This is a genomic window from Luteibacter sp. ME-Dv--P-043b, assembly GCF_030209605.1.
GTDB lineage: Bacteria > Pseudomonadota > Gammaproteobacteria > Xanthomonadales > Rhodanobacteraceae > Luteibacter.
On sequence record NZ_JARVRT010000012.1, the window covers coordinates 233,105 to 250,752 of the forward strand.

The 17,648-nt window shown below is 62.5% G+C and carries 14 protein-coding genes; 7 read left to right on the forward strand and 7 right to left on the reverse strand.

All coding sequences use genetic code 11. From position 1 onward, the window contains the following. Positions 1 to 105 precede the first annotated feature (105 nt). Entirely contained in the window at positions 106 to 1,332 is a 1,227-nt protein-coding gene (locus tag QRN34_RS07765) for an MFS transporter (RefSeq protein WP_285403436.1), read from the forward strand. Positions 1,333 to 1,344: 12 nt separating this feature from the next. Here the strand turns inward: QRN34_RS07765 and QRN34_RS07770 are convergent, their stop codons facing one another. The 7 genes from QRN34_RS07770 to rpmH form a co-directional block, all read right to left on the reverse strand. Continuing rightward, on the reverse strand, positions 1,345 to 2,730 hold the full coding sequence (locus QRN34_RS07770) for a DNA-processing protein DprA (RefSeq protein ID WP_285403437.1): 1,386 nt from the start codon (positions 2,728 to 2,730) through the stop codon (positions 1,345 to 1,347). A 1-nt stretch (position 2,731) separates the two neighbouring features. Next, the gene (locus QRN34_RS07775; protein ID WP_285403438.1) at positions 2,732 to 3,103 is read right to left on the reverse strand and encodes a phosphoribosyltransferase family protein; all 372 of its coding nucleotides are present in this window, start codon (positions 3,101 to 3,103) and stop codon (positions 2,732 to 2,734) included. 54 nt (positions 3,104 to 3,157) lie between these two features. Further along, positions 3,158 to 4,906 (reverse strand): RecQ family ATP-dependent DNA helicase, encoded by a 1,749-nt coding sequence (locus tag QRN34_RS07780; RefSeq protein WP_285403439.1) that lies wholly within the window; start codon positions 4,904 to 4,906, stop codon positions 3,158 to 3,160. A gap of 44 nt (positions 4,907 to 4,950) precedes the next feature. Further along, positions 4,951 to 6,294: a tRNA uridine-5-carboxymethylaminomethyl(34) synthesis GTPase MnmE gene (gene mnmE / locus QRN34_RS07785; protein WP_285403440.1), complete on the reverse strand. Its 1,344-nt coding sequence runs from the start codon at positions 6,292 to 6,294 to the stop codon at positions 4,951 to 4,953. Positions 6,295 to 6,346: 52 nt separating this feature from the next. After that, positions 6,347 to 8,050 carry a membrane protein insertase YidC gene (yidC, locus tag QRN34_RS07790; RefSeq protein WP_285403441.1) on the reverse strand — a complete coding sequence of 568 codons (1,704 nt, stop codon included), beginning with the start codon at positions 8,048 to 8,050 and terminating at the stop codon, positions 6,347 to 6,349. A gap of 67 nt (positions 8,051 to 8,117) precedes the next feature. Next, on the reverse strand, positions 8,118 to 8,498 hold the full coding sequence (gene rnpA, locus QRN34_RS07795) for a ribonuclease P protein component (RefSeq protein WP_051938536.1): 381 nt from the start codon (positions 8,496 to 8,498) through the stop codon (positions 8,118 to 8,120). Positions 8,499 to 8,512: 14 nt separating this feature from the next. Beyond that, positions 8,513 to 8,647 (reverse strand): 50S ribosomal protein L34, encoded by a 135-nt coding sequence (gene rpmH, locus QRN34_RS07800; protein ID WP_036109021.1) that lies wholly within the window; start codon positions 8,645 to 8,647, stop codon positions 8,513 to 8,515. A 190-nt stretch (positions 8,648 to 8,837) separates the two neighbouring features. Here rpmH and dnaA point away from each other — a divergent pair, with 190 nt between their 5' ends. The 6 genes from dnaA (at position 8,838) to QRN34_RS07830 (ending at position 17,645) form a co-directional block, all read left to right on the forward strand. Continuing rightward, a complete protein-coding gene (gene dnaA / locus QRN34_RS07805) occupies positions 8,838 to 10,196 on the forward strand; it encodes a chromosomal replication initiator protein DnaA (RefSeq protein WP_285403442.1) in 1,359 nt (452 codons plus the stop codon). Positions 10,197 to 10,410: 214 nt separating this feature from the next. Beyond that, the gene (gene dnaN, locus QRN34_RS07810; protein WP_285403443.1) at positions 10,411 to 11,511 is read left to right on the forward strand and encodes a DNA polymerase III subunit beta; all 1,101 of its coding nucleotides are present in this window, start codon (positions 10,411 to 10,413) and stop codon (positions 11,509 to 11,511) included. 94 nt (positions 11,512 to 11,605) lie between these two features. Further along, positions 11,606 to 12,688, forward strand: a complete 1,083-nt coding sequence (gene recF / locus QRN34_RS07815; RefSeq protein ID WP_285403444.1) for a DNA replication/repair protein RecF — start codon at positions 11,606 to 11,608, stop codon at positions 12,686 to 12,688. A 66-nt stretch (positions 12,689 to 12,754) separates the two neighbouring features. Continuing rightward, entirely contained in the window at positions 12,755 to 15,199 is a 2,445-nt protein-coding gene (gene gyrB, locus QRN34_RS07820; protein ID WP_285403445.1) for a DNA topoisomerase (ATP-hydrolyzing) subunit B, read from the forward strand. A gap of 282 nt (positions 15,200 to 15,481) precedes the next feature. Next, complete coding sequence (locus tag QRN34_RS07825; protein ID WP_285403446.1) at positions 15,482 to 16,783, forward strand: hypothetical protein; 1,302 nt, start codon at positions 15,482 to 15,484, stop codon at positions 16,781 to 16,783. 199 nt (positions 16,784 to 16,982) lie between these two features. Beyond that, a complete protein-coding gene (locus QRN34_RS07830; RefSeq protein ID WP_036138669.1) occupies positions 16,983 to 17,645 on the forward strand; it encodes an energy transducer TonB in 663 nt (220 codons plus the stop codon). Positions 17,646 to 17,648 lie beyond the last annotated feature (3 nt).

Here is a 17,648-nt window from a genome sequence, read left to right on the forward strand (position 1 = left end):
GCGACGGCTCGATCCACGGTTTCACCGTTCCGGCCACGGGCGTATTCTAGACGCATGCTGCGCCGCATCATGCCGGGCGCGCCTCTCCTGTCGCCGAGTCCTTCCATGTCTGCTTCTGCTCCCCTCCCCGAGCCGGGCGCACCGCCCGTCCGTGTCGCCCATGTCGGCCTGGTGATCCTTGCCCTGGCCGTCGGTGGTTTCGCCATCGGCACCACCGAGTTCGCCTCGATGAGCATGCTCCCCCTGTTCGCGCAGGGCCTGGGCATCGATGCACCCACCGCCGGACATGCGATCAGCGCCTATGCTCTGGGTGTCGTGGTGGGCGCGCCGGTCATGACGGTGCTGGGCGCACGCGTGCCACGACGCCGCCTTTTGCTGATCCTCATGGCGATGTTCACGGTATTCAACGGGCTGACCGGCCTGTCGCCCGGGTATCACTGGATGCTGGTGTTCCGTTTCCTCGCCGGCCTGCCGCACGGGGCGTATTTCGGCGTCGCCGCGCTGGTCGCCTCGTCCCTGGTGCCGGCCAACCGCCGTACACGCGCGGTCGGGCAGATGTTCCTCGGCCTGACCTGCGCCACCATCGTGGGCGTACCGATGGCGAGCTGGCTCGGCCAGGCCGTCGGCTGGCGCTGGGCGTTTGCTCTGGTCGCGGTGCTCGGCCTGCTCACCATGATCGCCGTCGCCATCTTCGCCCCAAACACGCCGGCGGATGCCAAGGCCAGTCCGCTGCGTGAACTCAGCGCGTTGAAGCGCCCGCAGGTCTGGTACACGCTGGCGATCGGCGCCATCGGCTTCGGCGGCATGTTTGCCGTCTATACCTACCTGGCCGACATCCTCATCAACGTCACCCACATGCCGCTGTCCAGCGTGCCGTGGGTCATGGCGGTGTTCGGCATCGGCATGACCATCGGCAACATGGTGGTGCCGGTGTTCGCCGATCGCGCACTGATGCGCACGGCGGGTGTGCTGCTGCTGTGGAGCCTGGTGATCCTGGCGATCTTCCCGTTCACCGCGGGCAACGTATGGCTGCTCAGCCTGGATGTGTTCTTCATCGGTATCGGCGGGGCACTGGGCACCGTGTTGCAGACGCGGCTGATGGACGTGGCGGGCGATGCGCAGGGTCTGGCGGCATCGCTCAATCATTCGGCGTTCAATACGGCGAATGCGTTGGGTCCTTACCTGGGTGGGCTTGCCATCGCCGGGGGTTACGGATGGACTTCGCCGGGTTGGGTGGGGAGTTTGCTGGCGCTGGCGGGGACCGGGGTGTGGGCGATGTCGGTCGCGGCCGAGAAGCGGTCGACACGCCGAGGGACCGCGCAGGCTTGCTGAGCCGCGTCGTTATCAGAATTCAAAATCCGACTGGACGCGCTTCTCAATGTCGGAATCTCCACATTGATCGGACTTTTCTTCCGCCTCATCCGCCGGCTTGACTAACTCATTCGATTTTAGCAATCGGTATTTCACTGGCGATCTGGTCTTTGCTATGACGCCATCCGACCCGGCTTGCTTCAGCCACTCGGAAAGCTGCCTCGGTTTGAGCTCGAAACCACGTTCAAGCTGTTTCAAGCTCAACGCGTCCTCGTGCAAGAGGACATAGAGTTGCCGTAGAAACGCCGTATATGCGGTTTCCTGAGGCTCCGTCTGTTCTGTACCGATTAAAGCGGCGGGCGCGTGTCGATCAATAACTACGGCTTCCGCTTCGCCCTTCGTGCTCGAAGCCTGCGGAGGGCTTTCCGCCTGGTTATCGGGTAGAGGTATCTGGGAATGATTGGCTACCTGACCGTCAGGCGACCCTATCCCCGGGTCTTCGCGGCTCATCGTCAACTGCTGTAAGGTGAAATCATCGGGTAGCCAGTTTGCGCCATTGCGGACCAGAGCATGGTTTCCGGAAACGCTCGCTTGGCGTACCCACAGGGGCACCCATTTCTTTCCAATATCTTCCATGGCACCAGCCCATGTCCCGCCTTTGTTCTCGGTAGCTGCGATGACGATGGCAGCGCTCGAAAGACAGTAAATATATTTGTTGCGCGCCATGGCGTTGCCTGCATTGAAGCCGGCTTCCGGATTGAAAGGCGAGACCAGGGCCAGATCGTTTCGCATGAGCGCCTTGCGATACTTTGTAGACGTGGCAGCGCGCAACAGCGAGTCTGCCAGTACGCCTACCGCCATGCCGTCGGAGGCCAACGCGCCAAGCATGGCCGCTTCGTCCGCACCACGCGCACCACCCGAAATGACGGGCTGTCCTTGGCCGGCTATATCGCGGCCGAGCCTGTCGGTGAACGACAACTCGGCGTCTGTCAGATCGCGCGAGCCAACGACCGCGATTCCGCCACGGTTGAGTAAATCGACATTCCCGGCGCCGAACAGCACCGGTGGTGCATTGTTCTTCAACTGTCGCTTCCAGCGAAATGGATAGGCCGCGTCGGATCGAGTGAGTACCCACAGACCTGCCCTCTCCCACTTCTCCAGAGAGATGCTCAGCGCGGCAGAACGCCCCAACAAACGGGACACACGCTCCGTAGTTATGTTTCCGCCCTCGAAGCCTGTGAGTAGCCCGGCCAGGTCACGGGTCTGCAACACGTCGGCCGGGCTATGGCCTGCTCCACGCAGGAATAAGGCGAAACGTCCCCATTCCGACGGACTCAAGGGAGTGGCGCCCACGTGATCTTGCTTACCCAGCCATGCCGTCAGCAGCAAAATCGCTTGAGCCTGCTCACTCAACTGCATCTCACTCTCCATCACTCGTGGCGGCCAGGGCTACAGGGAGCACGGCCGGACAACCTGCGTTTCGGAGAAGGATAGCTGCTACGGTCAGCGTCCAGGCAGAATCCACTATGTCATCGACGAGCAAAGTCGGTCCGCCTGGTAACACGGCTTCGACACTGAAGACACCGTCAAGATTGTTGCATTGGTGATAGCGGTTTTGCTGGAATTTCTGAGGTTGATTGTCGAACAACTTGGTAATCACGGTATGGAACGGCAGCCCCAACCGCTGAGCCAACCGACGGCTGAAATCGGGAACCAGCTCGGTATGATTGCGCGACGGAATGCACGTAACCCAAGCAGGCGCCGGCGTAGGGCGCCACCGGTTCTGGATCATGTCCGCCATCGCCTCGATCAGCTCATCGCTGAAGTGCCCGGCATGCTTGCCCTCTTAGACTATCGCCCCCCAGCCGGAATCGCCCCAGCGCGACAGGACACGGCCCGCTTCCGCGCGCTGATCATGGGGAATGTTATTGAAATGAAAGCCGTAGCGAGGAAACGCCCCTTGTGCGATCTGTTTCTTGCATTCGAGCGGAAACTCCGAATGACGCAGGAAGCGGTTCGCCTTAGTGAGCAACTCGTGCGGAAATGTATCAGGCACAATCGATCGTCCCAGGCACGACGAGCACTTGTCACACCGGACAGGGTCCGGATCATCAAGTACCTGCGCAAGGAACTTCATCCTGCAGTCTCTCGTGTCGATATACGCCTGAATCTGCTTCCACTCTTGCTCGCGAATGCCGGTCAGGTAGCGAATCCGTTCCTGGTCCAGGCGATAGGGTACGGGCGTTCGTACCCACTGCTTGTCTTGCCTGATGATGGGTGCCGGATTTTCAACCGAGAGATATTTCAGTACGTGTGAAATCTGCCCTTGGCGGATATTGAGCTTCTGCTCCAGTGCTCTTTCATTGAGCCCGTCGGAATTCTCAAGCTGGTTCAACAGATCCATTACCCTTTGCTCGCTCGGAAAGGCGGTTGTCCGAAAGAAATCGTGTACACGCCCGTCTTCCTTGCCAGCCAACAGGATGCCGAGCGCACGGTCGATGCCGCGACCTGCACGACCGACTTGCTGGTAGTAACCGACGATGGAGCCTGGTGATTGGTAGTGCACGACAAAGCCGAGGTCCGGCTTGTCGTAGCCCATGCCGAGAGCCGTCGTTGCGACAAGCGCTTTCAATTGATTTTTCTGCAGTCGATCTTCCAGTTTTTCACGCCAGGCGTCAGCATCTTCACCGCTTGGTCCAAAGGCGCCGCTGAAGTAGGCCTCCGCATGTATCTGGTTATTACGCAGCCATTGTGCGACCTGTCTGGCGTCGCGCTGAGTCAGGACATAGATGATGCCGGAGCCTTGCATCTGTGGAATATAGTGGGCCAGCCAGGCAAGCCGGGCGGCCTGATCGGGAAGTCGAATGGCCTGCAGTTCCAGCGACGGGCGCATCAGCGAACCGCGCAGCACACGAATGTCGCCGAGCTGATCGACTATGTCGGCGACAACCCGGTCATTGGCCGTGGCTGTAGTCGCCAGTACGGGAAGGTTGGACGGCATACGACGCAAGACGTTGACCAGGCGCCGATAGTCAGGCCTGAAATCGTGGCCCCAGTCGGAAATGCAGTGTGCCTCGTCTACGACAAATAACCCGAGGCGCTGAGCGATCGGCAACAGTACTTGTTCACTGAACCTGTCGTTGGCAAAGCGTTCCGGCGACACCAGCAACACGTCCACGCGATCTTCCAATACATCCCTAACCGTATGTGGCCACTGATCCACGTTGGACGAATTGATTGTCGCGGCACGCACGCCAAGCCGCTGCGCTGCCTCGATCTGGTTTCGCATCAATGCAAGCAGAGGCGAAACGATGATAGTCGGCCCGGAACCTGCTTCGCGGAGCAATCGCGTGGCGATGAAGTACACGGACGACTTTCCCCATCCCGTGCGCTGTACCACCAGTAGCTTCTGACGCTGATTGACCAGCGCATCAATCGCTTCCCATTGACCGTCGCGAAAGCACGCGTGCGGTTGAGCGAGCGCGCTTTTCAGGTAGCTTTCGGCTTGAACTCTTGTCGTCATATCCATCCTTTGATTCGTCATTCGCGAATGGAGCTCCATGATCTCGCTCCATGCGTTCGATACGATATCCACGATGCGCACTCGGGGAAGCCGGGGGCGGCGTTCATGGTTGTAGCCTATTTCCCGATACAGAACGACCCGAATATCGCACCCAGAAGATCGTCCGACGTATAGGCTCCCGTCACTTCACCCAGAGCCTGCTGCGCATGCCGCAACTCTTCCGCTGCAATCTCCCCGGCATGGGAATCGTGCAGCGCATCGTAAGCGCAGGCAAGATGATCGCGCACGGTCTCCAGGGCGACCACATGGCGACGGCGCGCACTGAATGCACCGTCACCGGAACCCGCAGTGGCCAATTCCCTCAACATGCTGCGCAACGCATCCATACCCAGACCGGTGTACGCGGACAACCAAAGCATGTCGTAGCCGTCACACCGCTCGATACGTGCGGCCGTATGGGTCAGGTCGATCTTGTTGACGATGACGATACGCGTCGCATGGTCGGGTGCGCCTTCGAAGAACGGCAGGTCGTCGCGTGCATGCGTCTCGTCCGTCACCAGCAGCGCGACATCGCATCGCTCCAGCTGGGCATGCGCGCGACGGATGCCCTCGCGCTCCACGACGTCGTCCGACTCGCGTAGCCCTGCGGTATCGGCCAGCTCCAGTGACGCGCCGTCGATGCTGACCGAGGCGCGCAACACATCGCGCGTGGTGCCGGCGATATCGGTGACGATCGCACGGTCTTCGCCTGCCAGCGCGTTCAGCAGGCTCGACTTGCCCGCGTTGGGTCGGCCGACGATCGCCACGACGATACCGTCGTTGAGCCTGACCCCGCGACGTGTTTCGACCAGCAGCTCATCGAGGTGCGTGCGCAATGCGCTCAGCTTCTCGCCGATAAGCGGATCGGCCAGGAAGTCGATCTCCTCCTCGGGAAAATCGATGGCCGCCTCGATGTGCACGCGCAAGGCGATCAACTCGGCGAGCAACGCATCCACGCGCGCGGAGAACACGCCTTCCATCGAGCGCAGTGCCGCACGCGCGCCCGCTTCCGAAGTGGCGGCAACGACATCGGCCACCGCTTCGGCCTGGGCGAGGTCGAGCTTGCCGTTGAGAAAGGCGCGCTCGGTGAACTCACCGGGTCGTGCCAGCCGTGCGCCCAGCTGGATGCAGCGGCGGAGCAGCGCGTCCATCAGCACGGGACTGCCGTGGCCCTGCAATTCGAGCACGTGCTCACCGGTGTAGGAGGCCGGCGCAGGAAAGGACAGCAGCAGGCCGCGATCGATCAGTTCACCGTCGGCGTCGCGAAACGCGGCGAAATGGGCGTGGCGTGGTGTTGGTTCGCGACCCAGCAAGGTCGCGGCGATGACCGGTGCACGCGGCCCGGAGACGCGAACGGCGCCGACACCGGCCGCGCCGGCGCCGGTGGCGATGGCTGCAATGGTGTCGTCGCCGTGATTCATCGCTTACCCGCGTATGGCGAAGCGGCGCGTCTTTCGACGCGCCGCCTTGAGGTTATGCCTTGGTGATCTTCGCTACCGCGTCGGCGCGTTCCACGCTGCGGTTGATCCACCACTGCTGGAGCAGGCTGGTCGCGCCGTTCACCGTCCAGTACAGCACCAGGCCCGAGGGGAAGAAGGCGAAGAAGACGCCGAAGATCAGCGGCATCACCTTCATCATCTTGGCCTGGGTCGGGTCCATGCCGGCGGTCGGCATCATGCGCTGCGTGAGCAGCGTGACCAGGAAGTACAGCACCGGCAGCACGTAGAACGGATCGGGCGCCGACAGGTCGTGGATCCAGCCAAAGAACGGCGCATGGCGCAGTTCGATCGATTCGGACAGCACGCGCAGCAGGCCGATGAAGATCGGGAAGGTGATCAGGATGGGCAGGCAGCCTGCCATCGGGTTGATCTTCTCCTTCTTGTACAGCTCCATGGTGGCCTGCTGCATCTTCATCCGGTCGTCGCCGTAGCGCTCCTTCAGCGCGGCGATGCGCGGCTGCAGCTTGCGCATGCGTGCACCCGAGCGGAACTGCGCGTCGGTGAGCTTGAACAGGGCGGCCTTGATCAGCAGCACCAGCAGGATGATGGCCACGCCCCAGTTGCCGCTGATGGCGTGCAGCTGCGACAGCAGCCAGTGCAGCGGCTGCGCGATGATGGTGAACCAGCCGTAGTTGCTGGTCAGTTCCAGGCCCGGGGCGATGGCGTCCAGCGTGCCCTGCAGCTTGGGCCCGATGTAAAGGCGCGCGACGCTGTCGACCGACTGGCCCGGGGCCACCTGCATGGCCGGACCGAACGCACGCACCAGGTAACGCGGCGTGGCCGAGTTGGGATCGACCACGGCGCTGCTATAGGTGACGCTCTGCTCCGCCGGCGGAATCCACGCGACGAAGAAGTAATGCTGGAGCATGCTGACCCAGCCGCCGGTGATCGCGCGGTTGAGCGGCTTCTTGGCGAAGTCCACCAGCGGCAGCGTCTCGAACTTGGTATCCGGGCTGTACCACGCGGCACCGAAGAAGCTGTGCTGCGCCGGGTCGGTATACGCCTTGAACCAGTTGACCTTCTCGTTGGCGACGCGCTGCAGCTGGTGATAGGCGTTACCCGTCCAGACCGCCGTGGAACCGTTCTCGACGCGCTGGTCGAGATCCACCACGTAGTCCATCCGCTTGAGCGTATAGCGCTTCACCACCTTCACGCCGGAGGGATCGGTCCAGGTGAGATCGAGGCTGACCGACTTCTGGCCATCGGCCAGCGTCGTCTCGGTCTTTTCGGCATGGAACAGGGCGCGGTGGTCCGGCGCCGCACCGTTGCTGCTGACCAGGCCATCCTGGGCGGCGAAGAAGTGCGCGCCCTCGTCGTCCAGCAGGCGCACCGGCGGCGAGACCGGATCTTTCCTGGTGACCGGGTTGGTCGGGTAGTAGAGGAGTTCCGAGCGGACGATGCTGCCGCCGCGGGTATCGATCGTCAGGCGCAGCACGTCGTTGGACAGCGTGACCAGCTCCGCCTTGCCCTCGGCGGGTGGGGCGTTCTCGTTTGGTACGGCGGCCGGCGCGGTGGAACCTGGAATGCTGGCATCGGCACCGGGCTTGCCGGCGGCATCGACCTGGGCGGCCGGCGCAGCGGGGGCCGGCGGATGGACGTAGTCCTTCTCCCACTCGGTCCACAAGAGATACGCCACGAACATGAGCGCGAAGAAGAGAAGCGTGCGCGTTTGATTCATTGCAGGGCCAGATCCGAATGACGCCGCGGCCGAGGGGCCGGGAAGGGCGGGGGTGACTTAAGAAAGATCAACGCGCGATTGTGCCGTCCGCACCCTCGCGCTTCAACGGCCGGATGCGACGCAACAGGGTTTCCAGCTCGGCAAGCAGTGCTGCGCCTGTCTCCTGCACGGCGATGTCTTTGGCCATGACCAGGATGTCGACAGGCGGAAGATCGGGGCGGGCGCGGCGGAACGCCTCGCGTGCCAGGCGCTTGATCCGGTTACGGTCGACCGCGCGCTTGGAACAGCGCTTGGAGATGGCCAGGCCGAGCCGGGCGGTGTCGACGTCGTTGTTTCCGAAGCGCAAAAGAAAACAGCGGCCGCCGAGGCGACCGCTGACTGTTCGCAACGCGGCGAAGTCGGCGGCGCGGCGTAACCGCGCTTCGCGCGGCATGGCGGCGGCACGCACGACCGTATCGCCGATTACGGGATCAGACGCTTGCGACCCTTGGCACGACGGGCGTTGATGATCTTGCGGCCGTCGGCGGTCGCCATGCGTGCGCGGAAGCCGTGGGTACGGGCGCGCTTGAGCAAGCTGGGCTGGAAAGTACGCTTCATGGCGAAGACATCCGGGTGAAGATTGAATATGGCCGGCAAGTATGTCCGACAATCCCGATTACTGTCAACCGGTTGGACACGTGCCCATCACGAGGCTGCCGCCGATCGGACACCGGACGGGGGGCGGAACGCTGGTAGACTTTGCCGTCCACCCCGCGCGCAAGCGCCCCTTCTGTGGCAAGAATACCCGATGAGTGATCTTTGGAGGCGCTGTCTCGAGCGTCTTGAAGGCGAATTGACCGCCGAGGAAGTCCATACCTGGCTCATGCCGCTGCAGGCCCGGGAAGACGCGTCCGGCCTGCACCTGTATGCCCCGAACCCGTACTCGCTGGATACCATCCGCGAGCAGTACCTGGAAAAGATCCAGAGTATCTCCGGACACCTGATCGGCCATCCCGTCACGGTACGCCTGGAAGTGGGCTCGTCCGGCGGCAGGGCCGTGCCGGTGCGCGTAAGCAGCGCCACGCCGTCCCCGTCCCCCTCGCAGCAGGCGCCTCGGGCGCCCGAGGCGCCGCCGGAACCGCCCCATGTCCACAACCTGGACATGCACTACACCTTCGAGACCTTCGTCGAGGGCAAGTCGAACCAGCTGGGCAAGGCGGCGGCGATGCAGGTCGCGATGAATCCGGGCAGGGCCTATAACCCGCTGCTGCTCTACGGTGGCACCGGCCTGGGCAAGACCCACCTGATGCACGCCGCCGGCAACATGCTGCTGCAGAACAATCCCGGCGCGAAGGTGCTCTACCTGCGTTCGGAGCAGTTCGTCAGTGGCATGGTCAAGGCGCTGCAGCAAAAGAACATGGACGAGTTCAAACGCCGCTTCCGCACGGTGGACGCGCTGCTGATCGACGATATCCAGTTCTTCGCCGGCAAGGACACTACGCAGGAAGAGTTCTTCCACACCTTCAATGCGTTGTTCGAGGCGAAGCAGCAGATCATCCTCACCTGCGACCGCTATCCCAAGGAACTGGACAAGCTGGAGCCGCGGCTGAAGTCGCGTCTGGGGTGGGGGCTGTCGGTGGCGATCGAGCCGCCCGACTTCGAGACGCGGGCAGCCATCCTGCTTTCGAAGGCCGCGGAGAAGGACATGGAAGTGTCCGAGGACGTGGCCATGCTGCTGGCCAAGCGCATCCGCTCCAACGTGCGCGACCTCGAGGGCGCCCTGAATACGCTGGCGGCCCGGGCCAACTTCTACCGCAAGCCGATCACTACGGACTTCGCCGAAGAAACCCTGCGCGACCTGCTGAATACCCATGCGCAGGCCGTGACGGTGCCCAACATCCAGAAGACGGTGGCCGATTACTACCAGGTCCGCCTTTCCGATCTGCTCTCCAAGCGCCGCGTGCGCTCCCTGGCGCGGCCCCGGCAGGTCGCCATGGCCCTGTCCAAGGAACTGACCGAGCACAGCCTTCCCGAGATCGGTGAAGCGTTTGGTGGCCGTGATCACACCACGGTGCTGCATGCCTGCCGGACCATCCGCGGTTTCTGCGAGAAGGACGTACGCATGCGCCAGGACTGGGAGCAGCTGATCCGTATATTGACGGGCTGAGAACCTGTGGATAATAGGTGGATGGACAGAGGATAGATTTGGGCCTCGAAGTTATCCACAAGACACCCACATAGCTTCACCGGTTAGACCCGATGGATATGAAAATACAAATTACTGAAATTCAATAGAAATTCAGGCTTGTCTACTTATCCACCGCCCTAACAACAACCACTATATAAATCTTAAAAACATTAAAAGCAGGAGTAGGGGTCGCATGCAATTCAGCATCCATAGGGAAGTTCTGCTCAAACCCCTGCAGCAAGTGGTGGGCGTCGTCGAACGCCGACAGACGCTGCCCGTCCTCGCCAACCTCCTGGTTCGCGCTACCGGACAAGAGGTCTCGTTCACCGGTACCGACCTTGAAGTGGAGATGGTCGCTACCACCGCTGCCGATGCCGTGCAGGAAGGCGAGATCACGATTCCTGCGCGCAAGCTGTTCGATATCGTCCGTGCGCTGCCCGATGGCGCAAAGATCGACATCAAGCTCAACGGCGAGCGCATCGCCCTGAATGCAGGCCGCAGCCGGTTCACCCTGGCCACCTTGCCGTCCAGCGAGTTCCCGACCGTCGATGAAATCGAACTGGTCGAGCGGGTCACGTTGCCGGAAGAGGTGCTGCGCGACCTGATGGACCGCACGGCCTTCGCCATGGCCAACCAGGATGTCCGTTATTACCTCAACGGCATGCTGCTGGATCTGCAAGAACACACGCTGCGTTGCGTGGCCACCGACGGCCACCGCCTCGCGCTGAAGGAAACCAAGCTGCAGAGTTCGGTATCGGCACGGCGCCAGATCATCATTCCTCGCAAGGGCGTCAACGAACTGATCGGTCTCCTGGAAGCGGGCGAGGGTTCGGTGGAACTGGAGTTCGGCCGTAATCACCTGCGCGTGCGGCGTGGTGGCGTCATGTTCACGTCGAAGCTCATCGACGGACGCTTCCCAGACTATGAGGCCGTCATCCCGCTCGGTGCCGACAAGTCCGCGACCATCGAGCGCGATGTGCTGCGCAGTGCACTGCAGCGCGCGGCCATCCTCTCGAACGAGAAGTACCGCGGCGTCAAGCTGGAACTCACGCCAGGTCGCATCAAGATCGTCGCGCACAACCCGGAGCAGGAAGAAGCCCAGGAAGAAGTCGAAGCAGAGACCGTTGTCGACGACCTCGCCGTGGGCTTCAACGTCGGCTACCTATTGGATGCGCTCGGCGCGTTGCGTGGCGAGAAGGTGCGCATCAACCTACGTGATGCGCAGTCGAGCTGCCTGCTCCAGGAAGAGGGCAACGAAGAAGCGCGTCATGTCGTGATGCCGCTTCGCCTCTGATCGGCATCCACGCTAAAGTTCGGCTGATGACGCCGGGGTTGTCTTCGACACCCCGGCGTTTTTCGTTTCGTCGTTCCGGTCAACACAGGGCACCATGAAGTACGAATCACTCAGGATCGCCGGGTTGCGCAACCTCGACAGCGTTTCGCTGTCTCCGGCTGCGGGGATCAACGTGTTCGTGGGTCCCAACGGTGCCGGGAAGACCAGCATCCTCGAAGCGGCCTACCTGCTGTCCCACGGGCGCTCGTTCCGTGCGGGATCGCGTGATGTCCTGTTGCAGCGCGGGGCGGCGTCCTTGTCCGTATTCGCGGAAGTGCGTGGGAAAGACGAGCGTGCACGCCGCCTTGGCTTGGGCCGCGAAGGTAGCCGTTGGCAAGCGCGGGTGGACGGTGACGCGGCGGCATCGCTGGGCGCGCTGGTGCAGGAGTGTGCCGTGGTCTGCTTCGAGCCGGGATCACATGATCTCATCGCCGGCGCTTCGGATGAACGCCGGCGCTTCGTGGACTGGGGTTTGTTCCACGTGGAACACGACTTCATCGGACAGTGGCGCCGATACCAACGTGCCCTCAAGCAGCGAAACGCGCTGTTACGGGGCGGTGGGCCGATCGAAGCGTCATGGATCGAGCCGTGGGAAGCGGAATTGGCCTCTACCGGCGAAGCGATGACCGCACATCGCAGGGCTTACCTGGCCCGACTGCTGCCCTACATCCGAGAGTTCACCGCCAACGTCCTTCCCGAACTGGGCGCGTTCGACCTGCGCTATCGCCCCGGTTGGGAGGAGGGTGAGCCATTGCTGGGCGTTTTGGCCGCACGACGCATCCGTGATCTCGCACGCGGCCACACAACCGTCGGCCCCCATCGCGCTGATTTCGCCATCAGCTTCGAACAGGCTCCCCTGCGGGAGCACCTTTCACGTGGCCAGGAAAAACTGACCGCGCTGGCCTGCCTGCTTGGGCAGGCGGCGCTTCACGCCGAGATCAAGGGAGAGTGGCCCGTGATATGTCTCGACGATCTTGCGTCGGAGCTGGACCGCACCCATCAAGAGTGGGTCGTGGCCCAGCTTCTCGGTCGCGACGCGCAGGTCCTGGTCACCGGAACAGACATTCCGGACGCACTTTCTAGCCAACCGGTCACTGTGTTCCACGTGGAACAGGGTGCCGTCGCGGCTTTGCTATAATCGACCGACTATGCCGGCGCACCTGCGCCGCATCGGGCCGCACCCCGCGCCACCACCAGGCATCGCATGAACGAACCTCTCGATCCGAACCAGTCCAACGCCTACGATTCCGGCAGCATCAAGGTCCTCAAGGGCCTGGACGCGGTGCGAAAGCGCCCCGGTATGTACATCGGTGACACCGACGACGGCACCGGTCTCCACCACATGGTGTTCGAGGTCGTCGATAACGCGATCGATGAAGCCCTGGCTGGCTACTGCGACTACGTCACGGTCGTGATCGGGCAAGACGGGTCCGTCGGTGTTTCGGACAACGGACGCGGCATCCCGGTCGAGATCCACCCGGAAGAGGGCATTTCCACGGCGGAAGTGGTCATGACCGTGCTGCATGCCGGTGGCAAGTTCGACGCCAACTCGTACAAGGTATCCGGTGGCCTGCATGGCGTGGGCGTTTCCGTCGTCAATGCGCTGAGCGAGCGTTTGTGGCTGACCATCTGGCGTGACGGCAAGGAATACCGTCAGGAATACGCACACGGCGTGGCCCAGGCCCCCATCGGCCCCGTGGGCGACACCACGCGGCGCGGCACCATGGTGCGGTTCCTGCCCAGCCCGGCCACGTTCACCAACAACATCGAGTTCCACTACGACATCCTGGCGAAGCGCCTGCGTGAGTTGGCCTTCCTCAACTCGGGCGTCACCATCGAGCTGGTGGACGAGCGCAACGAGCGCAAGGACATCTTCGCCTACGAGGGCGGCATCCGCTCCTTCGTCCAGCATCTGTCCCAGCTGAAAACCGCGCTACACCCGACGGTCGTAAGCTTCAGCACGGAAACCGCCGACGGCATTACCGTCGAAGTGGCCATGCAGTGGACGGACGCGTACCAGGAAACGATGTTCTGCTTCACCAACAATATTCCCCAACGTGACGGCGGTACCCATCTCACGGGCTTCCGCGCGGCGCTGACGCGTACGCTGCAGAGCTACATCGAGAAGGAAGGCCTCGCCAAGAACGCCAAAGTGGGCCTGTCCGGCGACGACATGCGCGAAGGCATGATCGCCGTGCTGTCGGTCAAGGTGCCCGATCCGAAGTTCTCCTCGCAGACCAAGGACAAACTGGTTTCCAGCGAGGTGAAGACCGCGGTGGAACAGGTGGTCAACGACCGCCTGTCCGAGTTCCTGCTGGAGCATCCGGCCGAGGCCAAGGCCATCGCTTCCAAGGCGGTGGATGCGGCACGTGCCCGCGAAGCGGCCCGCAAGGCCCGCGAGATGACCCGCCGCAAGGGCGCGCTCGACATCGCCGGTCTGCCGGGCAAGCTGGCGGACTGTCAGGAAAAGGATCCGGCGTTGTCCGAACTGTTCCTGGTCGAGGGTGACTCCGCAGGCGGCTCGGCCAAGCAGGGCCGCAACCGGCGCACGCAGGCCGTGCTGCCGTTGAAGGGCAAGATCCTCAACGTGGAGAAGGCACGCTTCGACAAGATGATCGCCTCCGCCGAAGTCGGCACGCTGATCACCGCGCTGGGCACGGGCATCGGCAAGGACGAATACAACCCGGACAAGCTGCGCTATCACCGCATCATCATCATGACCGATGCGGACGTGGACGGCTCCCACATCCGCACGCTGCTGCTGACTTTCTTCTACCGCCAGATGCCCGAACTGATCGAACGCGGGCACGTCTACATCGGCCTGCCGCCGCTGTACAAGGTGAAGCAGGGCAAGCAGGAGATGTACATCAAGGACGACGTGGTCCTGAACCAGTACCTGATCTCGGGTGCGGTGGATAACGCGTCGCTGATGCCGGAAGAGGGCGCGCCACCCGTGAGCGGCGAGGTCCTCGAGAAGCTGCTGCACGATTACCAGTCCGCCCTGGACCAGATCGCTCGCCTCAGCCATCGCTTCGACACCACCTCGCTCACCGCGATGATCGAGCACGTGCCGATGGAAGAAGGCCTGTGGGCCGACCCTGTCGCCATGCAGGCCTGGCTCGATGGCATTGCCACGCGCCTCAGTGCCAGCGGCCTGGGCAAGCCCACCTACAAGCTGCGCTTCCGTCCGGCGCTGAACGAGCAGGGCGCCGCCGTCGAAGTGGAGCGGATGCAGCACGGCCTCAGCCACACGTGGATCATGCCGCAGGCGTTCTTCGGCGGTATCGAATTCCGTGCCATCCTGGGTATTTCTCGTCAACTCGCCGACCTGCACCTGCAGCCCGGCGCCGTGGTTCGCCGCGGCAACGCCTCGCGCGGCGTACTCAGCTTCGCGGACGTGCGCAACTGGCTCCTGGAAGAAGCCAAGAAGGGCCGCTCCATCCAGCGCTTCAAGGGCCTGGGTGAAATGAATCCGGAGCAGCTGTGGGAAACCACGGTCAATCCGGAAACCCGTCGCATGCTGCAGGTGGGCATCGAGGATGCCGTGGCCGCCGACCAGATGTTCTCGATGCTGATGGGCGAGGCCGTGGAACCGCGTCGCGACTTCATCGAATCGAACGCGCTGAAAGTAGCCAACCTGGACGTCTGACGATCTGGCGTAAGCGTTTACATCCCGGAGCCCGATGGCGGTCACGCATCGGGCTCTTTTTTTGACCTGCGTCACAACTCGCAGGGAAGGATGAAAACGCCGTTTTCAAGGGCCATAAGGGCCACAAATTTGCACTGCGCCAACAAACATATAACAAGTCATTGTTTTGACTATTGTTTTTTATCGCACTGCGACTTGTTCTTAGGAATAGAATCAGGTTAACCTCTGTAGTCCCCCGGCACTGTTCGTTGAGCGCCGAGTCCTACAGCCTGAGGTCATTCGATGAAACAGGGTTCCTTCGCAAAGCTCGCGCTCGCCACGGCGGTCGCTCTTTCCCTTGCCAGCGGTGCGGTCAGCGCGCGTGACTCGGCTCCCAAGGACAAGAAAGAAGCGCTGTACCCGAACGCCACGCGTACGGAGCCCAAGCTCGACCTCAAGACCGAGAAAGACCAGAAGGCCATCAACGAGGGCCTGGACGCCGCCAACAATGGCGACAAGGACAAGGCGACGCAGATCCTGCAGCCGCTGGCCGATGGCTCGGGCACCAGCAGCAAGTATGCCCAGGCACTCGCCCTCCAGGGCCTGGCCAACATGAAGTACAACGACGGCGACGTGAAAGGCGCCATCGTCGAACTGAAGAAGGCGCTGGACATCGGCGTCATGCCGAACGACACCTATTTCCAGCTGAAGTACATGTACACGCAGTTCCTGGTGGCCGACGAGCAGTACGCCCCGGCGTTGCAGTCGCTGCAGGAATGGCGCTCGGAAGGCAAGAAGGAAACCGCCGACTCCTACGGTCTCGAAGGCAATATCGATTACCGCCTCGAGAAGTACCCGGAAGCCATCGCCGCGATCACCAAGGCGAAGTCGATGCCGGACGCGAAGCCGCAGGGCTCGTGGGACCAGATCCTCGCCGCCAGCTATGCGGAGACCGGCCAGGGCGATAAGGCTGCCGACCTGGCTTCGGCCGAGCTGGCCAAGAATCCGAACGACCCGACCGCGATGCAGAACGCGGCGTCCTCGCTGATCCAGGCGCAGAAGTATCCCGAAGCGATCGCGCTGCTCGAAAAGGGCCGTGCCGCGGGCGCCTTCAAGGACGAGAAGCTGTATATCAACCTCGCCAAGGTCTACCTGATCGATGGCCAGGACCACAGCGAGCGCCAGGAAGCCAACGCCGGCAAGGCGCAGGCCGTGCTGGAAGACGGTCTGTCGAAGGGCGTGGTGAAGCCCTCCGCCGAGGTCTACAAGCTGCAGGGCGACGCCGCCATTACGGCAGGCAACGAGAGCGCCGCGCTGGCCGCGTACCAGAAGGCTGCTCCGCTGGCCAAGGACGGCGAGGTGTCGCTCAGCGTCGCCCGCCTCCAGCTGCAGAAGAATCAATACCCGGCTGCCGAGAAATCGGTGACCGATGCCATCAGCAAGGGCGTTCAGCATAAGGGCCAGGCCTATATGGTGCGCGCGGAAGCCAAGCGTGGTCAGAAGAACAAACAGGGTGCTATTGCGGACATGAAGCTCGCGGCGCAGGACCCTGAAACGTCTGCCAAGGCCAACGCCTGGTTGAAAAATGCAGAGAACACCAAGTAAGCGCTTGTAAGGTGCTGAAAAGTGGAGGATTCAAGATCGTCACGAATCCTCCCTTCAGGCGCTATACAAACGCCATATGCTGGTGTAACTTGCATATCTTTCCGCTTGCAGAAACCTGCGTTTTCGGCAATGTCAATTGCCGAACGCCGGAAGAGCAGTGCGGGCTCACTTCCGCTTGATTAGCTCTTGATAGTGACTGATGGCCTCAAGTAACGAATCAACCGGCCAAGCGCCGTTCAGTTGGGGGCGCACCAGCGCATTGGCAGTCGCCATTGCGTTGCACTCGTTCGCCTTCCTGCTGCTGGTCGCGCCCATGGCGCCGCCGAAGTCGCAGGAAAAGCAGAAAGAGAAAGTCGTGCAGGTCGATTTTATCGAACCGCCGCCGCCCCCGCCCCCTCCGCCGCCGCCGCCGCCCGAACCCCCCAAGCAGCCGCCGCCGAAGATCATCCAGCAGGTGAAGCCGCCGCCGACTCCGCCGCCGCCGGCTCCACCGCCGCCGGCTGTCGAGGAAGCGAGCTCGAATCCTGTTCCGGCTCCGCCGCCGGCGCCTCCCGCGCCGCCTGCTCCGCCGGCGGATATCGCGCCGAGCGAAAATCTGTCGTACCGTCAGCGTAACCCGCCAAAGTATCCGCCGCAGGCGGTCCGTCAGCGGCATGAAGGTACGGTGGTTCTTCTGGTCCTCGTGGGTGTCGACGGTGCGCCGAAAGACATCAAGGTTGACCAGTCGAGCGGTTTCCGCGAATTGGACAAAGCCGCGGAGGATGCCGCAAGGAACTGGCGATTCAACCCGGGCAAGCGAGGCGGTGCTGCCGTCGAAGGCTATGCACGTGTCCCCGTTACGTTCAACCTAAACCAGCTGTAAGCC